This window comes from Angustibacter peucedani, assembly GCF_054779595.1.
This window is the reverse complement of sequence record NZ_BAAGXY010000003.1, coordinates 96724-112396: the sequence shown is the minus strand read 5'-3', so window position 1 is coordinate 112396 and position 15673 is coordinate 96724. Positions and strand designations below refer to the sequence as shown.

The following is a 15673-nucleotide window of genomic DNA, read 5'->3' as shown; positions in this document are numbered from 1 at the left end:
GCCGTCCCGCCGGGTCGCGTGCCGGGCGGGAGCACGCCCGCGCCGGGCGGGGCGTCGGGGGCGCGGTTGCCGGAGACCCGCGGCGCCGGGCGGGCCGCACCGCCGTCGCCGACGGGGAGGGCGCGCGTCCGGTCGTCGAAGGGGCGCTCGTCGCTCATGCCGACAGCGTAGGTGCTGCCCCCTCGTCGACCACCGCGACGGACGCCACGGGCACGGGCTCTCCACCCGGCGTCCCCGGGTCCTGCACCGGCGGCGTGCGGCGCAGCGGCAGCACGCGCAGCGCGAGAGCGGCCGTCACGACGAGGCACGCGGCACCCGACGCGACGAACGTGGTCGGCGGGCCGAGCAGCGACCCGACCGCGCCGCCGAGCGCGAGCGCCGCCACCGAGAAGCCGCGCGACAGGCCCTGCAGCGCCGCGGAGACCCGGCCCCGGTAGGCGTCGGGAACCCGGGTGAAGACCAGCGCACCGGTGGAGGTGTTGAGCGCGCCGTTGGCGACGCCGAGCAACGCGTACACGCCGACCAGCACCGCGACGGACGGCGCCAGGCCCGCCGCGAGCACCGCCGCCGCCTGGACCGCCGCGGTGACGACCACCACGACGGTGCGACGCGGCGACCCGTCGACCCGGCCGGCGAGCACCGAGCCGACGACGATGCCCGCCGTGGCCGCCATGCCGACCAGGCCGTACTGCAGCGACGTGCCGTGCAGCGTGTCGCGCACCAGGAAGACCTCGACGACGTTGGTCGCCTCGCCGACGACGATGTAGGCCATCAGCGTCATGAAGACCGGCCACAGCAGGACGTCGGCCTTCACGACCCGCAGCCCGTCCAGCAGGTGGGGGCGGACGTCGTCCGTGCGCGTCGCGACGTCGTGCCGTCCCGCGCGGCGCGTGCGGACGGCGAACCCGGCCACCACCAGCAGGGCGAAGCTCGTGGCGTCGGCCAGCAGGGGCAGCCGCTGGCCGCCGAGGCCGCTGAGCAGCCCGCCGAGCGGGGCACCCGCCACGGCGGCCAGGGTGCTGAGCGCCTGGGTGGCGCCGATCGCGCGGCCGACCTCGGCCTCGCCGACGATGCGCGGCACCAGGGCCTGCCAGGTCGGGTTGGCGACGGCCTGCCCGGCCTGCAGCGCCACGACGAGCGCGTAGACCAGCCACAGCGGGCCGGCGAAGGCCAGCGCCACGCAGACCAGGGCCTGCACGGCCGCCGACGACACGACGAGCACGCGCGAGTCGACCCGGTCGGCCAGCCGCCCGGCCCACGGCGCGAGCAGGAACGTCGGCAGCGCGGCGGCCACGAGCAGCGTCGTGATGCCGCGAGCGCCCCCGCCGAGGTCGTGCACGTGCAGCAGCAGGGCGATCAGCGCGATCTCGTCGCCGAGGACGCTGAGCGCTCGTCCGGGACCGGCGATGCGCAGGTCGCGGTGCCGCCACACCGAGGTGCGGAGCGAGTTCTGAAATATGTGCTTCACAAATCGTGAAGGTACTCTTTCAGATCTGTCGCCGCAACCCCTACGCTGGTGTCGTGCCCACCCGCCGCCCGCTGCCGCACCCGGACGACGACCACCTGGTCCTCACCGACCCCCACGCCCTGCGCGCGCTGGCCCACCCGGCGCGCGCCGCCGTGGTCGACGAGCTCTACCAGGGCAAGGTGCGCACCTCGAGCCAGCTGGCCGAGCTCACCGGGCTGACGCCCAGCGCGATGAGCTACCACCTGCGGGCGCTCGAGAAGTGGGGCATCGTCGCGCGGGCCGACTCGGTCGACGGCCGCGAGCGTCCGTGGAAGGCCGCCGCGCGCGGCTTCTCGTGGGCCGGGCGCGACCGCGGCAGCTCGGCGTCCGACGTCGTGATGGACCTCTACCTCGACCGGCTCGGTCGCGACCTCGCGGCCTGGCGCCGCGCCGAGCCCGACGAGGGCGACGCGTGGCACGACGTCTCGACCGTGCACCGCGGGTTCCCGTTCCTCACCGCCGATGAGCTGCGCGAGCTCAACGAGGGCGTCTACGACCTGGTTAAGCGGCTGGTCGGACGGCGCGACGAGTCCGACCACCCGGACGACGCCCGCCGCGTCGCGTTCTTCTTCGCCTCGGCCCCCCTGGTCGACGACGCCCCGGACCCCTCCGCGTGAGCGAGTGGCTCAGCCAGCTGCTGCACCCCGACCTGGCGCACCTCACGGCAGGCGGGATCTACACCGTGCTGTTCGTGCTGGTGTTCGTCGAGTCCGGGCTGCTGGTGGGCTTCTTCCTGCCCGGCGACACCGTGCTGTTCACGGCTGGACTGCTCGCGGCCCGGCCGTCGTCCACTCTGTCGCTGCCCCTGCTGGCGGGCGGCGTCGCGGTGGCCGCGGTGGCCGGCGACGCGGTCGGCTACTGGTGCGGACGTCGGCTCGGCCGGCCCTGGGTTGAGCGGCGGGCCGCGCGGATGGCGGCGCACCTGCCACGCGCCGAGGAGTTCTTCGAGCGGTGGGGCTGGGGCGCGGTCGTCGTCGCGCGGTTCGTCCCGTGGCTGCGCACCTTCACGCCGATCGTCGCCGGCACCGCTGCCATGCCGTACCCGCGGTTCTTGTCGGCGAACGTCGTGGGCGCGCTGGGCTGGGGCACCGGGCTGGTGCTCGTCGGCTACGTGGCGTACTCGGTGCCGTGGGTGCGGTACGCGGCGTACGCGGTGGCCGGGGTGTCGGTGCTGGCGACGTTGGTCGGGCCGGTGGTCGCGCGGGTGCGCTCCCGCCGCCGCTCGCGCTCCTGAGCCTGCGGCGCCTCCACCGACGGTGCTCTCCAACGGTTGCGAGTGCTTGTCACGGGTTGCAGCCCTTGGAGAGCAGGGCTACCCCTGCACTACGTGATCAACTGCTGGGCGGGGTGTCCTGGGGGGCCGGCGGGGCCTGGGGCGCGGGGGGTGCCGGCGGAGCCGGAGCCGCCGGAGCGGCCGGGGCGGCGGGCGGCGGCGGGGTGGCGGCCGACGTCCCGAACGAGACGGACGGCGCCTCGCGGACGGCGGGGTCGTCGGCCTCGAAGTACTCGGCCGTCTTGATGCCGAACATGCCGGCGACGACGTTGGACGGCACCGTCTCGACCTTGGTGTTCAGCGCTCGCACGTTGGCGTTGTAGAAGCGACGGGCGGCGGCGACGCGGTCCTCGGTGTCGGTGAGGTCGCGCTGCAGCTGCAGGAAGTTCTGGTTCGCCTTGAGGTCGGGGTAGGCCTCGGCCACGGCGAAGAGCCGGCCCAGCGCGGCGGTCAGCACGTTCTCCTGCTGCGCCTGCTCGGCGGGCGAGGCGCCCGGCGAGGCGGCGGCGGCGCGGGCGTTGGTGACCGCCTGCAGCGTCTCGCGCTCGTGGGCCGCGTAGCCCTTGACCGTCTCGACCAGGTTGGGGATCAGGTCGTGCCGGCGGTGCAGCTCGACGTCGATCTGGCGCCACGACTCCTGCACGACGTTGCGCAGCTTGACCAGGCCGTTGTAGAGCCCGACCCCGACCAGCAGGAGCAGGACGACGACCACGACGAGCACGAGGACAGCGACGATGCCACCGGACATGAGATCCCCTTCCGAGGGTGCAGCGTGGATGCTACCGGTCGTCCGACGAGCGAGCGGCCCCCTCGGTTCCGCCGCAGCCGGCTGCAGTTGATCACGTCATGCAGGTGTAGGCACGCTTTCCCAGGGCTGCAGCCCTTGGAAAGCACACGCAACCCTCGACAAGCTCGCCGACGAGGGCGCCCCCGCCCCTTCCCCGCCGGCGCGCCGCGTGCCACGGTGGGCCATGGCCGAACCGCCGCCCCCGAGCTCGAGCCCGCTGCGCGACCTGGCCGAGGCCGCCGCCCGCGAGCTGTCGTCCGCCGCCGGGAAGCTCGAGCAGATCTACCGCGACGCGTTCGTCGACACGGCCTCGAGCACCGTGCACGGCGTGCGGCGCGGCACCGTCGTCGAGGCGGTCGACCCGTTGCTGCGCGGCCGAGTCCTGGTGCTCGTGCCGACGGTGTCGACCAACCCGACGTGGGCCGAACGACCGCTCGCACCCGACGGCTCGCTCCCGGCCGCGCTCGCACCGGGCGCCGGGGTCTGGGTCGCGTTCGAGGACGGCGACCCCGCGCTGCCCGTCGTCCTCGGTGGGACGGCGGGCTGACGGGTCACATCTGCGGGAACCCCTTGAACGACGCTCGCAGGGTGGTGCGCAGCAGTCTCCCCTTCTGCCGCAACCTCTCTCGCGCCTCCGGGTCGAGCTCGGCCTCGGCGTCGGGGGCGGCGGCCACGGCGTCCTCGATGGCCTGCTGGAAGGCGAAGTACGCGTCGCGCGAGGTGTCGGACAGGAACATCCCGCCCTCGCTGAAGTACCAGTGCCGCAACGCGATCGAGAGCGCCGTCATCGAGGCGTAGGTCTGCCGTTCGGTCGCGCTGAACCCGTAGCGGGCCAACGGTTCCGACAGCGCCCAGAGCTTCTTGAACGCGGCCAGCCGCTGGCTGCGCAGCTCGACCTCGAGCTCGCGCCGCTGCTGCCAGCGCGCCGACCGGTAGCCGAGCAGGCCGGTCACGACCGCGACGACGACCCCGGTGCCGGCCGTGACCAGCGTGGCCACGAGCGCGTCGGACATGGCGGCTCCTGTCAGAGGTCGAGCTCGGCCTTCCCGTAGGCGAACCGGTACTCCAGGCCCGCCTCGCGGACCTTCTCGGCCGCGCCGGTGTCGCGGTCGACGATGACGGCCACGGCGACGACGTCCGCGCCGGCCGCGCGCAGCGCCTCGACGGCGGTGAGCGCCGAGCCACCGGTGGTGGAGGTGTCCTCGACGGCCAGCACCCGACGTCCGGCGACGTCCGGCCCCTCGATCTGGCGCTGCAGGCCGTGCGCCTTGCCCTCCTTGCGCACCACGAACGCGTCGAGCTCGCGCCCGCGCGCGGCCGCGGCGTGCAGCATGGCCGTGCCGACCGGGTCGGCGCCCATGGTCAGGCCGCCGACGGCGTCGAAGTCGAGGTCGTCGACGAGGTCGAGCATGACCTGGCCGACCAGCGGCGCCGCGGCGCCGTCGAGGGTGATGCGGCGCAGGTCGACGTAGTAGTCGGCCTCCTTGCCGCTCGAGAGCGTGACCTTGCCGCGCACGACCGCGGACTCGGTGATGTGGTCGAGCAGGGCGGCGCGGACGTCGGTCACGACGCCGAGGTTAGCGGACCGCGCGCGGGCTCCGTCAGACCTGGGTGCGGCGGCGGTGGACCGCCCCGGAGGCCTTGCGCACCAACGACCGCGGCGCGTGCCGCGACAGCGCCACGACCGTCTTGAACCGCTTGCTCGGCACGCTGACGACCTTGCCCCGGGCGAGGTCGGCGAGCGCGTCGCGCACGACGTCGTCGGCGTCCAGCCACCCGGCGTCCGGCAGGGCCGACATGTTGATCCGGCCGCGCGCGTGGAACTCCGTGCGCACGAAACCGGGGCACAGCGCCATGACGTGCACGCCGTGCGGCGCGAGCTCGACCGCCACCGCCTCGCTGAACGCCGTCGACCACGCCTTGGCCGCCGAGTACGTGCCCATCGTCGCGAAGCCGGCCACCGACGAGACGTTGACGACCGACCCGGAGCCGCGCTCGCGCATCGGGCCGGCGGCGGCGTGCGTCAGCACGAGCACCGCGCGGCAGTGGATGTCGACGAGCCGCTCCTGGTCGGACACCTCGCTGGCCAGGAACCCGCGGCCGAGCCCGAAGCCCGCGTTGTTGACCAGCAGCTCGACCGGGCGGGAGCGGTCGGCCAGGCGGTCGGCGACGCGCTGCAGCTGGTCGCGCTCGACCAGGTCGGCCGAGATCGTCTCGACCTCGCGGCCGTAGGCGGTGCGCAGCTCGTCGGCGACCTGCGCCAGCCGTTCGGCGCCCCGGGCGACCAGCACCAGGTCGTGGCCGTCGGCCGCCAGGTGACGCGCGAACGACAGCCCCAGCCCGGACGTCGCGCCGGTGACGAGTGCGGTGCTCATGGACGCCGACCCTAGCCGCCGGCCACCCGGGGGCGGACGGCCCTGTCGGCAGCGGCGGGTAGGTTCGGCCCGTGCGCATCGCGACCTGGAACGTCAACTCCGCCCGTGCCCGGCTCGACCGCGTGCTCGCCTGGGTCGAGCGCAGCGACGTCGACGTCGTCGCGCTGCAGGAGACCAAGTGCAAGGACGACCAGTTCCCCACCGACCGGTTCGAGGCGCTCGGCTACGAGGTGGCCCACCACGGCCTGTCGCAGTGGAACGGCGTGGCCGTGCTCTCGCGCGTCGGCCTGGCGGACGTCGAGGTGGGCTTTCCCGGCCAGCCGGGCTGGGGCGAGCCCCTGGCCGCCGAGGCGCGGGCGCTCGGCGCGACGTGCGGCGGGGTGCGGGTGTGGAGCCTGTACGTCCCGAACGGCCGCCAGCTCGGCGACCCGCACCTGGACTACAAGATCGACTGGCTGGGGCGGCTGCGCGACGCCGGTGCCGGCTGGCTCGAGGAGGACCCGCAGGCGCAGGTGGCCCTGGTGGGCGACTGGAACGTCGCCCCGCAGGACGACGATGTGTGGGACATGGCGGTCTTCCAGCACTCCACGCACGTCTCGCCGCCCGAGCGCGCGGCCTTCCAGGCCGTCGTCGACGCGGGGTTCGCGGACGTCGTCCGGCCCTACACCGAGGGCCAGTTCACCTACTGGGACTACACGCAGCTGCGCTTCCCCAAGAAGCAGGGCATGCGGATCGACTTCGTGCTCGCCTCCCCTGCGCTGGCCGCGCGCGTGTCTGGCGCGATGATCGACCGCGAGGAGCGCAAGGGCAAGGGCGCCAGCGACCACGCCCCGGTGGTCGTCGACCTCAGCTGACGTCGGGCGCGTGCTGCGCAGGCTGCTGGGCCGCCTCGGCCTCCGTGCGCAGGATGCAGAACTCGTTGCCCTCGGGGTCCGCGAGCACCATCCACCCACTGCCCGGACCCCACGTGCCGCGGGTGTCGAGCACCTCGGTGGCCCCGTGCTCGAGCAGCCGGGCCAGCTCCTCGTCGCGCGTGCCCTCGCGCGGTCGCAGGTCGAGGTGCACGCGGTTCTTGACCTGCTTGACGTCGGGCACCTCGATGAACAGCAGCCGGTGGCCGGTCTCGGGGTCGCGGATCATGCACTCCTCGTGCCCCGGCAGGTTGGGGTCGCCGTCGATGTCGACGTAGCCGAGCACCGGCTTCCACCACTCGGAGAGCTCGTAGGCGTTCGCGCAGTCGATCGTGGTGTGCGAGACGAAGGAGGTCATGGGGCCAGTCCACCGCGCGCGGGCGGCCGGGGTCCACCGAGTTTGGGGCCGCGGGACGAGGCCTCAGCCGGACGACGGCGCGAGCAGCCCGGGCCACAGGGCCTCGAGCACGACCTGCGCAGCGCGGTCGGCGCTGAGCGGCTCGTCCAGGCCGGAACGCCAGACGGCGACCCGCTCGCACGCACCCGTGACCATCTCGGCCCGCAGCTGCAGCTCGAGCGCCCCCACGCCCCGGGCGCCCGGCATGCTCGCGAGCAGCGCCTGGGTGTAGTCGCTCTGCTGGCGGCGGATCTCCTCGATCTCGCCGGCGCCGGGACCCGTGGTGAGCATCGCCTCGCTCTGCAGCACCGACCAGGCGGCGGCGTGGTCGTCGACGAACCCGAAGAACGCCCGCACCGCTCGCAACATCACCTCGCGCGGCTCGCCGCCCGCCTGCACCGCCGCGACCGTGGCGTCGTGCAGCTGCTGCCGGGCCCGGCCGAGGCACGCCCGCAGCAGGCCGTCCTTGCTGCCGAAGTACTCGTAGAGCATCGGCTTGGTCACGCCGACCCTTGCCGCGATCTCGTCCATGGACGTCGCCTGGTACCCGCGCTCGGCGAAGACCTCCTCGGCGGCCTCGAGCATCTGCCGCTCGCGCTCGGCCCTCGGGACCCGGGTGCGGGGACGGGTGGGGGTCTTCACAGCGACACCCTACCTCGGGTAACTTACTGCGGGTAAGTTCTTCCCCCGCCCCAGGAGCCCGCGTGACCACCACCCGTCCGGACGTCGTCCCGCCCCACCGGCTGACCGTGCTCGCGCCGGACGGCGCCCGGCTGGCCACCTGGGTGAGCGAGCCGCCGCCGTCCGCCCCGGGCAGCGCGCCGTCGGCTCCTCCGGTGACCGTGGTGCTCGCCCACGGCTGGACGCTGACCCACGACGCGTGGGCCAGCGTGCTGCCGCTGGTGCAGGCCCAGACCGCGGTGCGCCTGGTGACGTACGACCAGCGGGGGCACGGCAGCTCGTCGTCCGGACGTCGGCACCGCCCGAGCGTCCGCGCGCTGGGCGACGACCTGGCGGCCGTCGTCGAGGCCGTCGCCCCGACCGGGCCGCTCGTCCTGGGCGGCCACTCGATGGGCGGCATGACGGTCATGGCGTTCGCGGGCACGCACGCCGCCGCCGTGCGCGAGCGGGTGCGCGGCGTCCTGCTGGTCAGCACCTCGGCCGGCGAGCTGAACCGCGGCCGACCGCGCGGAGAGACCCTGATGATGCGCGCGATCTCGCGCGTCCCCGGGCTGCGCGCCGGGCGCGCCATCACGTCGTCCGGGCAGCGGGCGCTGCTGTTCGGGCTGGACGCCAACCCCGCCGACGTCGACGCGACGCGCACGATGGTGCGCGGCACGCGGCTGCGCACCATCGGCGGCTACTACGCCGCGCTGGGCCGTCACGACGAGGCCGAGGCGCTCGCCCACCTCGCCGACGTGCCGACCCGGGTGGTCGTCGGGTCGCTCGACCGGCTCACCCCGGTGGAGCACGCCCGGCGGCTCGCCGAGCTCGTCCCGCACGCCCGGCTGGACGTGCGCCCGGGCAAGGGGCACATGCTGGGGTTCGAAGCACCCCAGGTGGTCGCCGACCACCTGGTCGCCCTCGTCGAGGAGGCAGCATGACCGCGACCGCTCCCGAGGCCGTCCACGAGGCGGTCGTCGTCGGCACCGGCTTCGGCGGGCTGGCCGCCGCGATCGAGCTCGCCCGCCAGGGCGTCCGCGACGTCGTGCTGCTCGAGAAGGCCGACGACCTCGGCGGCACCTGGCGCGACAACCGCTACCCGGGCTGCGCCTGCGACGTGCCGTCGCACCTGTACTCCTTCTCGTTCGCGCCGTCGGCCCGCTGGTCTCGGGCCTTCGCGCAGCAGCCCGAGATCTGGGACTACCTGCGCCGGGTGGCCGACGAGTTCGGTGTGGCGCAACGGATCCGGTACAGCGAGGAGCTCGTCGATGCGACCTACGACGACGGCACCTGGTCGCTCGCGACCGCGCGCGGCACGCGGCTGCGCGCGCGCTCGCTGGTGCTCGCCACCGGCGCGCTGAGCGAGCCGTCGATCCCGGACGTCGAGGGGCTGGACTCGTTCTCCGGCACCGTGTTCCACACCGCGCAGTGGCCGGACGACGACGCCGCCGCGATCGACGGACGGCAGGTCGTGGTGATGGGCACCGGCGCCAGCGCGGTGCAGGCCGTGCCGCAGCTCGCACCCCGCGCCGAGCACCTGACGGTGCTGCAGCGCACGCCGTCCTGGATCATCCCCAAGGGCGACCGCGAGATCGGCCGGCGCGAGCAGGACTGGCTCGAGCGCGTGCCGCTCCTCAACCGGCTCGTGCGCGCGGGCGTCTACTGGCGCAACGAGTCTCGGGTGCTGGCGTTCACGTCCAAGCCCGGGATGATGAAGGCGCTCGAGGCGTTCAGCCGCTGGCACGTCCGCCGCCAGGTCACCGACCCGGCGACCCGCAAGGCCCTCACGCCGACGTACCGCATGGGCTGCAAGCGGATCCTCATCTCCAACGACTACCTGCCGACGTTCAACCGTCCGGACGTCACCCTCGTGACCGACCCGGTCGTGCGGGTCGAGCCGGACGCCGTCGTGACGGCCGACGGACGACGGCACCGCGCCGACACCATCGTCATGAGCACCGGCTTCAAGGTGACCGACCCCTACGAGCGCCTCACGGTGCGCGGGCTCGGCGGCCGCACGCTGCGCGAGGCGTGGGCCGAGGGCATGAAGGCGCACCTCGGCGTGACGGTCGCCGGCTTCCCGAACCTGTTCTTCGTCGTCGGCCCGAACTCCGGGCTCGGCCACAACTCGATGGTCTTCATGATCGAGGCGCAGAGCCGCTACCTGGCGCAGTGCGTCGCGCTGCGCGACGAGGCAGGCGCCCGGTCGGTGCAGGTGCCCCAGCACGTGCAGGACGCCTTCAACGCCGAGCTCGAGGAGCGCAGCCGCCACACGGTGTGGGCCAGCGGCTGCCGCAGCTGGTACCTCGACAAGTTCGGCAACAACCGCACGCTGTGGCCGTCGTCCACGGTCGACTTCTGGCGGCGCACCCGGCGCGTCGACCCGGCGCACGTGGCGCTCGACGCCGACGCGCTCGCGACGCCAGCCGGCTCCGAGCGGGTGCCGGCGTGAAGCGGCAGGTCGCGCTCGTCACGGGCGGCGCCTCGGGGATCGGGCGCTCGATCGTGGCCGCGCTGTCGCGGCGCGGTCATGTCGTCGTCGTGGCCGACGTCGACGAGGGGGCCGCGAAGGACGCCGCAGCCGAGCTCGGGGCGGCTGCGGCGTCCGCCGGCGGCGTGGTCGAGGCCGTGCACCTCGACGTCACCGACCGGGCGGCGTTCGCGGCGGTGGCGCAGCAGGTGGCGCGCGACCACGGCTCGCTCGACCTGCTGTTCAACAACGCCGGCATCGGGGTGGGCGGGCTGGTCGACGAGCTCGGCGACGAGCACTGGGACCGCACGCTGGCCGTCAACCTGCACGGGGTCGTGCACGGCGTCCAGGCCGTCACGCCGATCATGACGGCGCAGGGGTCGGGCCACATCGTCAACACGGCCTCGATGGCCGGGCTCATGACCGTGCCGATGATGCTGCCGTACACGACGACCAAGCACGCGGTGGTCGCCCTGAGCCGCGCGCTGCGGGCCGAGCTCAAGCCGGTGGGCGTGAAGGTCACGGCGGTGTGCCCGGCGTTCATCTCGACGCCGCTGCTCGACAACCTCAACCCCGGCATGGCGCCCACGGACGCCACGACCGGCGTGCGCCAGATGGCCTCGCACCTGCAGCCCCGCGGGCTGCCCGGCCCGGACGAGCTGGCGGAGCACGTGCTGCGCGGCATCGCGGCGAACAAGGCGCTGGTGGTGTTCCCGCGCTACCAGTGGCTCGTCGTCCTGGCGCAGCGCTGGGCGCCGTCGCTGGTGCACGCGGTCATCGACCGCGAGGTCGTCGCCTACCGCGCCACGCGCCGCACCCCCTGACGTTTCCGCCACCAGAGCCGCTTTGCGCCATCAGGTGGCGGCTCCGGTGGCGCAAAGCGGTCTGGGTGGCGGAAGGGGTCAGGCGCGGGTGACGGTGAGGCCGTCGGCGTCAGGGGCGTCCGGGCGGTCGACCCGCACGGTGTCGCCGTCGCGCACCTCGCCGCCGAGCAGCGCCCGGGCGAGCCGGTCGCCGATCTCCTTGGCCACCAGGCGTCGCAGCGGTCGCGCCCCGTACGCCGGGTCGTACCCGGTGAGCGCCAACCACTCCCGCGCTGCGGGCGAGACGTCGAGCGTGAGCCGACGCTCGGCCAGCCGGGCGCCCAGCCGCGCGACCTGCAGGTCGACGATGTGCGTCAGCTCGTCGATCGACAGGGCGTCGAAGACCACGACGTCGTCGAGCCGGTTGAGGAACTCGGGCTTGAACGCCGCCTGCACCGCACCCATCACCGCGTCGTGCTTGGCCCGGTCGTCGAGGTTCGGGTCGACCAGGTAGGCCGACCCGAGGTTCGACGTCAGCACCAGGATCACGTTGCGGAAGTCGACGGTGCGGCCCTGGCCGTCGGTGAGCCGGCCGTCGTCCAGCACCTGCAGCAGCACGTCGAACACGTCGGGGTGCGCCTTCTCGACCTCGTCGAGCAGCACGACCGAGTACGGACGACGGCGCACGGCCTCGGTCAGCTGGCCGCCCTCGTCGTAGCCGACGTAGCCGGGCGGGGCGCCCACCAGCCGCGAGACGGTGTGCTTCTCGCCGTACTCGCTCATGTCGATGCGCACCATGGCGCGCTCGTCGTCGAACAGGAAGTCCGCGAGCGCCTTGGCCAGCTCGGTCTTGCCCACGCCGGTGGGGCCGAGGAACAGGAACGAGCCGGTCGGCCGGTCGGGGTCGCTGATACCCGCGCGCGAACGGCGGACGGCGTCGCTGACGGCCTCGACCGCGGCGCGCTGGCCGATCAGCCGCGCGCCGAGCACCTCCTCCATCCGCAGCAGCTTCTCGGTCTCGCCCTCGAGCAGCCGGCCGGCGGGGATGCCGGTCCAGGCCGCGACGACGTCGGCGACGTCGTCCGGGCCGACCTCGTCCTTGACCATCGGGTCGACCGCCCCGGCGTCGGCCTCGGCGGCCTGCGCCTGCGCGAGCTCGCGCTCGATCTCGGGGATCCGCCCGTACATCAGGGCCGACGCCGCGCCGAGGTCGCCCTCGCGCTGCAGCCGCTCGGCCTGCGACCGGACGTCGTCGAGCTGGCTCTTGAGGTCGCCGACCCGGTTGAGACCGGCCTTCTCGTGCTCCCACCGCGCGGTGAGGGCGGCGAGCTGCTCGCTGCGGTCGGCGAGGTCCTTGCGCAGCCGGGCCAGGCGCTCCTGCGAGGCGGCGTCGTCCTCGCGCTCGAGGGCGAGCTCCTCCATGCGCAGCCGGTCGACCGCGCGGCGCAGCTCGTCGATCTCGACCGGCGAGGAGTCGATCTCCATGCGCAGCCGCGAGGCCGCCTCGTCGACGAGATCGATCGCCTTGTCGGGCAGCTGGCGGCCGGTGATGTACCGGTCGCTCAGGCTGGCCGCGGCGACGAGCGCGCTGTCGGCGATGGCGACCTTGTGGTGCGCCTCGTAGCGCTCCTTGAGCCCGCGCAGGATCGCGACGGTGTCGGCCACCGACGGCTCGCCGACGAAGACCTGCTGGAACCGGCGCTCGAGCGCGGGGTCCTTCTCGATCCGCTCGCGGTACTCGTCGAGCGTGGTGGCGCCGACGAGCCGCAGCTCGCCGCGGGCCAGCATGGGCTTGAGCATGTTGCCGGCGTCCATGGCGCCCTCGCCGGACGCGCCTGCGCCGACGACGGTGTGCAGCTCGTCGATGAACGTGACGACCTGCCCGGCCGAGCCCTTGATCTCCTCGAGCACGGCCTTGAGCCGCTCCTCGAACTCGCCGCGGTACTTCGCGCCGGCGACCATCGCGCCGAGGTCGAGCGAGATCAACCGCTTGCCGCGCAACGACTCCGGGACGTCGCCGTCGACGATCCGCTGGGCCAGCCCCTCGACGACAGCGGTCTTGCCGACGCCGGGCTCGCCGATCAGCACCGGGTTGTTCTTGGTGCGCCGGCTCAGCACCTGCACCACGCGGCGGATCTCGGAGTCGCGGCCGATCACCGGGTCGAGCCGCCCCTCGCGCGCGGCCTCGGTGAGGTCGACGCCGTACTTGGTGAGCGCGTCGTACGTGCCCTCGGGGTCGGGGCTGGTGACCCGGGCGCCGCCACGGATCTGGGGCAAGGCGTCGAGCACGCCGTCGCGGGTCACGCCGGACGACGTCAGGGCCCGTCCCAGCGGGCCCGCGTCGCGCGCCAGGCCCATCAGCAGGTGCTCGGTCGAGACGTACTGGTCGCCCAGCGCGTCCGCCTCCTCCTTCGCCGCCTCCAGCACCGTCAGGGCCCCGCGCGACAGCGACGGCGCGCTCACGGTGGCGCCGCTGGCCGAAGGCAGCCCGGACAGCACGGCGTCGACCTGCTGCGCGAGCGCGGCCGGGTCGGCGCCGACGGCCTGCACCAGCGGGCGGGTCGTGCCCTCGCGCTGCCCCAGCAGGGCGGCGGCGAGGTGGGCCGGCTCGACGTGGGGGTGGCCGGCGGCGGCCGCGGCCCGGACGGCGTCCGAGAGCGCCTCCTGGCTGCGGGTCGTGAGGGCGAGGTCCATGCGGGCTCCTGGTCGTACGGGGTGGGGTGTCCACTCGGTGCAACGCGCGCGAAGTTGAGTGTGTTCCGCTCAACTCCGTGCTGGATCCTACCGCTCCTGATGCGCGAGGTGGCCCGGGACGTCGGTCCCGCCACAATGGGCCCATGGACCTCGAGGCGGTGGTGGACGAGCTCTACGGCCTGCCCGGCGCCGACTTCACCGCCCGGCGCGACGAGGTGGTCGCGCAGGCCCGCGCCGCCAAGGACACGGCGCTGGTGAAGGCCGTGCGCGAGCTGCGCAAGCCGACCGCCTCGGCCGCCCTGGTCAACCGGCTCGCCCGCGAGGCGGCCGACGTGCTCGAGGACTACCTCGACCTGGGCGAGCGGCTGCGCGCGGCGCAGTCGCGACTGGCCGGCGACCAGCTGCGCGCGCTCGGCCAGGAGCGCCAGCGGGCAGCCGCGGCGCTGGTCAAGCGCGCGGTGGCTCTGGCAGGCGGCTCCGTGAGCGCGACGGTGCAGAACGAGGTCGACGCCACCCTGCGGGCCGCCGTGGCCGACCCCGCCGCGGCGCAGGCGGTGGCCTCGGGACGGCTCACCCGCGGGCTGTCGTACGCCGGGCTGGGCGAGGTCGACATCACCGCGGCCACGGCCACGCCGGTGACCTCCCGTCCGCGGCCGGCACCCGAGCCGGAGCCGGACGAGCCGGACGACGACGACACGGGCGGCCAGGCGGCGGACGACGAGCCCGTGCCCGAGCCGGAGCCCGAGCCGGAACCGGCCCGACGACGTCCGGCCCGCGGCGACGGCGTGACGGTGCTGGCCCAGCGGCGCGACCGTGCCGAGCACGAGCTCGACCAGGCCCAGGCCGACGTCCGGGCGGCCCGCGAGGCGGCCGAGCTCGCGGCCTCGGCGGCGCAGGAGGCCGTGGCCACCCAGCGCGACGCCGAGCAGGAGGTCGACGACCTGCGCGAGCGCCTGGCCCAGGCCCGCTTCGCGGTGCGCCAGGCCCAGCAGGAGGTCGCCTCGACCCAGGCCGCGCGGCAGAGCGCCGAGCGGGCGGTGACGGCGGCCGAGAAGGCGTACGGCAAGGCCAAGCACCGCCGCGACCTGCTCGGCGACGACTCGTGAAGGACGACTCGTGAAGGACGACTCGTGAAGGACGACGGATGACCCCGCCCCTGCGCATGGACGACCGCCCGCCGACGACCTCTGCGGTGCGCGGCGAGGACTGGTACGCCCGCGACCTCACCGGCGAGCGGCACGAGCAGGTGCTGCTCGTCGACGTCGACCTGAGCGAGGCCACCGCCGACGGAGCCGTGTTCGACGAGTGCACGTTCCGCGGCGTGCGGTTCAACGTCGCGCGGCTGACCGAGGTCGCGTTCACCAACTGCACCTTCGTGCGCTGCTCGTTCTTCGACGCCGAGCTCGTCGGCTGCAAGCTCACCGGCAGCGTGTTCGACGGCTGCGACTTCGGACCGGTGAAGGTCGAGCGCGGCGACTGGTCGTTCGTCGGGCTCGAGCGTGCCGACCTGCGCGCCGTGACGTTCACCGACGTCCGGCTGCGCGAGGCCGACCTCAGCGGCGTGCGCCTGGACGACGGCACGTTGCGCGACTGCGACACGTCGGGGGCGTCGTGGGGTCGGGCGAACCTGCAGCGGTGCGACCTGCGCGGCAGCGACCTCAGCTCGCTCGACCCGCAGACGGTCGAGCTCGAGGGCGCCCAGGTCAGCATCGACCAGGCGGTCGCGATCGCCGAGGCGCTCGGGCTCGACGTCCGCCCCGACTGAGAGCGCGTCCGCCGCGGAGGATCCTTCC

17 protein-coding genes are annotated in these 15673 nt (G+C 74.3%); 9 read left to right on the top strand and 8 right to left on the bottom strand.

Annotated features, from left to right (window positions below; translation table 11 throughout):
* Positions 1-154 precede the first annotated feature (154 nt).
* On the bottom strand, positions 155-1468 hold the full coding sequence (locus ACYVJ4_RS01600) for an MFS transporter (RefSeq protein ID WP_460458356.1): 1314 nt from the start codon (positions 1466-1468) through the stop codon (positions 155-157).
* A gap of 53 nt (positions 1469-1521) precedes the next feature.
* On the opposite strand from ACYVJ4_RS01600, the gene ACYVJ4_RS01595 reads away from it, so the two are divergent.
* Positions 1522-2124 (top strand): ArsR/SmtB family transcription factor, encoded by a 603-nt coding sequence (locus ACYVJ4_RS01595; RefSeq protein ID WP_460458355.1) that lies wholly within the window; start codon positions 1522-1524, stop codon positions 2122-2124.
* Positions 2121-2741: a DedA family protein gene (locus tag ACYVJ4_RS01590; protein ID WP_460458354.1), complete on the top strand. Its 621-nt coding sequence runs from the start codon at positions 2121-2123 to the stop codon at positions 2739-2741. The genes ACYVJ4_RS01595 and ACYVJ4_RS01590 overlap by 4 nt, the downstream gene beginning before the upstream one ends.
* 97 nt (positions 2742-2838) lie before the next feature.
* On the opposite strand, the gene ACYVJ4_RS01585 is transcribed toward ACYVJ4_RS01590, so the two are convergent.
* The gene (locus ACYVJ4_RS01585) at positions 2839-3528 is read right to left on the bottom strand and encodes a LemA family protein (protein ID WP_460458353.1); all 690 of its coding nucleotides are present in this window, start codon (positions 3526-3528) and stop codon (positions 2839-2841) included.
* Positions 3529-3751: 223 nt separating this feature from the next.
* Between ACYVJ4_RS01585 and ACYVJ4_RS01580 the strand changes: the two genes are divergently transcribed.
* A complete protein-coding gene (locus tag ACYVJ4_RS01580) occupies positions 3752-4114 on the top strand; it encodes a phage baseplate assembly protein V (RefSeq protein WP_460458352.1) in 363 nt (120 codons plus the stop codon).
* Between the two features lie 4 nt (positions 4115-4118).
* Here the strand turns inward: ACYVJ4_RS01580 and ACYVJ4_RS01575 are convergent, their stop codons facing one another.
* The 3 genes from ACYVJ4_RS01575 to ACYVJ4_RS01565 are packed head-to-tail and all read right to left on the bottom strand — an operon-like array spanning position 4119 to position 5942.
* Positions 4119-4580, bottom strand: coding sequence for a hypothetical protein (locus tag ACYVJ4_RS01575; RefSeq protein WP_460458351.1), 462 nt, complete (start codon positions 4578-4580; stop codon positions 4119-4121).
* Positions 4581-4591: 11 nt separating this feature from the next.
* The gene (gene pyrE / locus ACYVJ4_RS01570) at positions 4592-5134 is read right to left on the bottom strand and encodes an orotate phosphoribosyltransferase (RefSeq protein ID WP_460458350.1); all 543 of its coding nucleotides are present in this window, start codon (positions 5132-5134) and stop codon (positions 4592-4594) included.
* 34 nt (positions 5135-5168) lie between these two features.
* Complete coding sequence (locus tag ACYVJ4_RS01565) at positions 5169-5942, bottom strand: SDR family NAD(P)-dependent oxidoreductase (protein ID WP_460458349.1); 774 nt, start codon at positions 5940-5942, stop codon at positions 5169-5171.
* Positions 5943-6013: 71 nt separating this feature from the next.
* Between ACYVJ4_RS01565 and ACYVJ4_RS01560 the strand changes: the two genes are divergently transcribed.
* On the top strand, positions 6014-6796 hold the full coding sequence (locus tag ACYVJ4_RS01560) for an exodeoxyribonuclease III (RefSeq protein WP_460458348.1): 783 nt from the start codon (positions 6014-6016) through the stop codon (positions 6794-6796).
* Here the strand turns inward: ACYVJ4_RS01560 and ACYVJ4_RS01555 are convergent.
* Positions 6789-7211: a VOC family protein gene (locus ACYVJ4_RS01555; protein WP_460458347.1), complete on the bottom strand. Its 423-nt coding sequence runs from the start codon at positions 7209-7211 to the stop codon at positions 6789-6791. The two genes, ACYVJ4_RS01560 and ACYVJ4_RS01555, sit on opposite strands and share 8 nt — an antisense overlap.
* Positions 7212-7274: 63 nt before the next feature.
* Positions 7275-7892 (bottom strand): TetR/AcrR family transcriptional regulator, encoded by a 618-nt coding sequence (locus ACYVJ4_RS01550; protein ID WP_460458346.1) that lies wholly within the window; start codon positions 7890-7892, stop codon positions 7275-7277.
* 62 nt (positions 7893-7954) lie between these two features.
* On the opposite strand from ACYVJ4_RS01550, the gene ACYVJ4_RS01545 reads away from it, so the two are divergent.
* The 3 genes from ACYVJ4_RS01545 to ACYVJ4_RS01535 are packed head-to-tail and all read left to right on the top strand — an operon-like array spanning position 7955 to position 11207.
* Positions 7955-8854, top strand: a complete 900-nt coding sequence (locus ACYVJ4_RS01545; RefSeq protein ID WP_460458345.1) for an alpha/beta fold hydrolase — start codon at positions 7955-7957, stop codon at positions 8852-8854.
* The gene (locus tag ACYVJ4_RS01540; protein ID WP_460458344.1) at positions 8851-10365 is read left to right on the top strand and encodes a flavin-containing monooxygenase; all 1515 of its coding nucleotides are present in this window, start codon (positions 8851-8853) and stop codon (positions 10363-10365) included. The genes ACYVJ4_RS01545 and ACYVJ4_RS01540 overlap by 4 nt, the downstream gene beginning before the upstream one ends.
* Positions 10362-11207 (top strand): SDR family NAD(P)-dependent oxidoreductase, encoded by an 846-nt coding sequence (locus ACYVJ4_RS01535; protein ID WP_460458343.1) that lies wholly within the window; start codon positions 10362-10364, stop codon positions 11205-11207. The genes ACYVJ4_RS01540 and ACYVJ4_RS01535 overlap by 4 nt, the downstream gene beginning before the upstream one ends.
* 78 nt (positions 11208-11285) lie before the next feature.
* Here the strand turns inward: ACYVJ4_RS01535 and clpB are convergent, their stop codons facing one another.
* Positions 11286-13880 carry an ATP-dependent chaperone ClpB gene (clpB, locus tag ACYVJ4_RS01530; protein WP_460458342.1) on the bottom strand — a complete coding sequence of 865 codons (2595 nt, stop codon included), beginning with the start codon at positions 13878-13880 and terminating at the stop codon, positions 11286-11288.
* A gap of 143 nt (positions 13881-14023) precedes the next feature.
* On the opposite strand from clpB, the gene ACYVJ4_RS01525 reads away from it, so the two are divergent.
* Together ACYVJ4_RS01525 and ACYVJ4_RS01520 are read left to right on the top strand one after the other, a co-directional pair.
* The gene (locus ACYVJ4_RS01525; protein WP_460458341.1) at positions 14024-14986 is read left to right on the top strand and encodes a hypothetical protein; all 963 of its coding nucleotides are present in this window, start codon (positions 14024-14026) and stop codon (positions 14984-14986) included.
* 38 nt (positions 14987-15024) lie between these two features.
* The gene (locus ACYVJ4_RS01520; protein WP_460458340.1) at positions 15025-15645 is read left to right on the top strand and encodes a pentapeptide repeat-containing protein; all 621 of its coding nucleotides are present in this window, start codon (positions 15025-15027) and stop codon (positions 15643-15645) included.
* Positions 15646-15673: the final 28 nt, after the last annotated feature.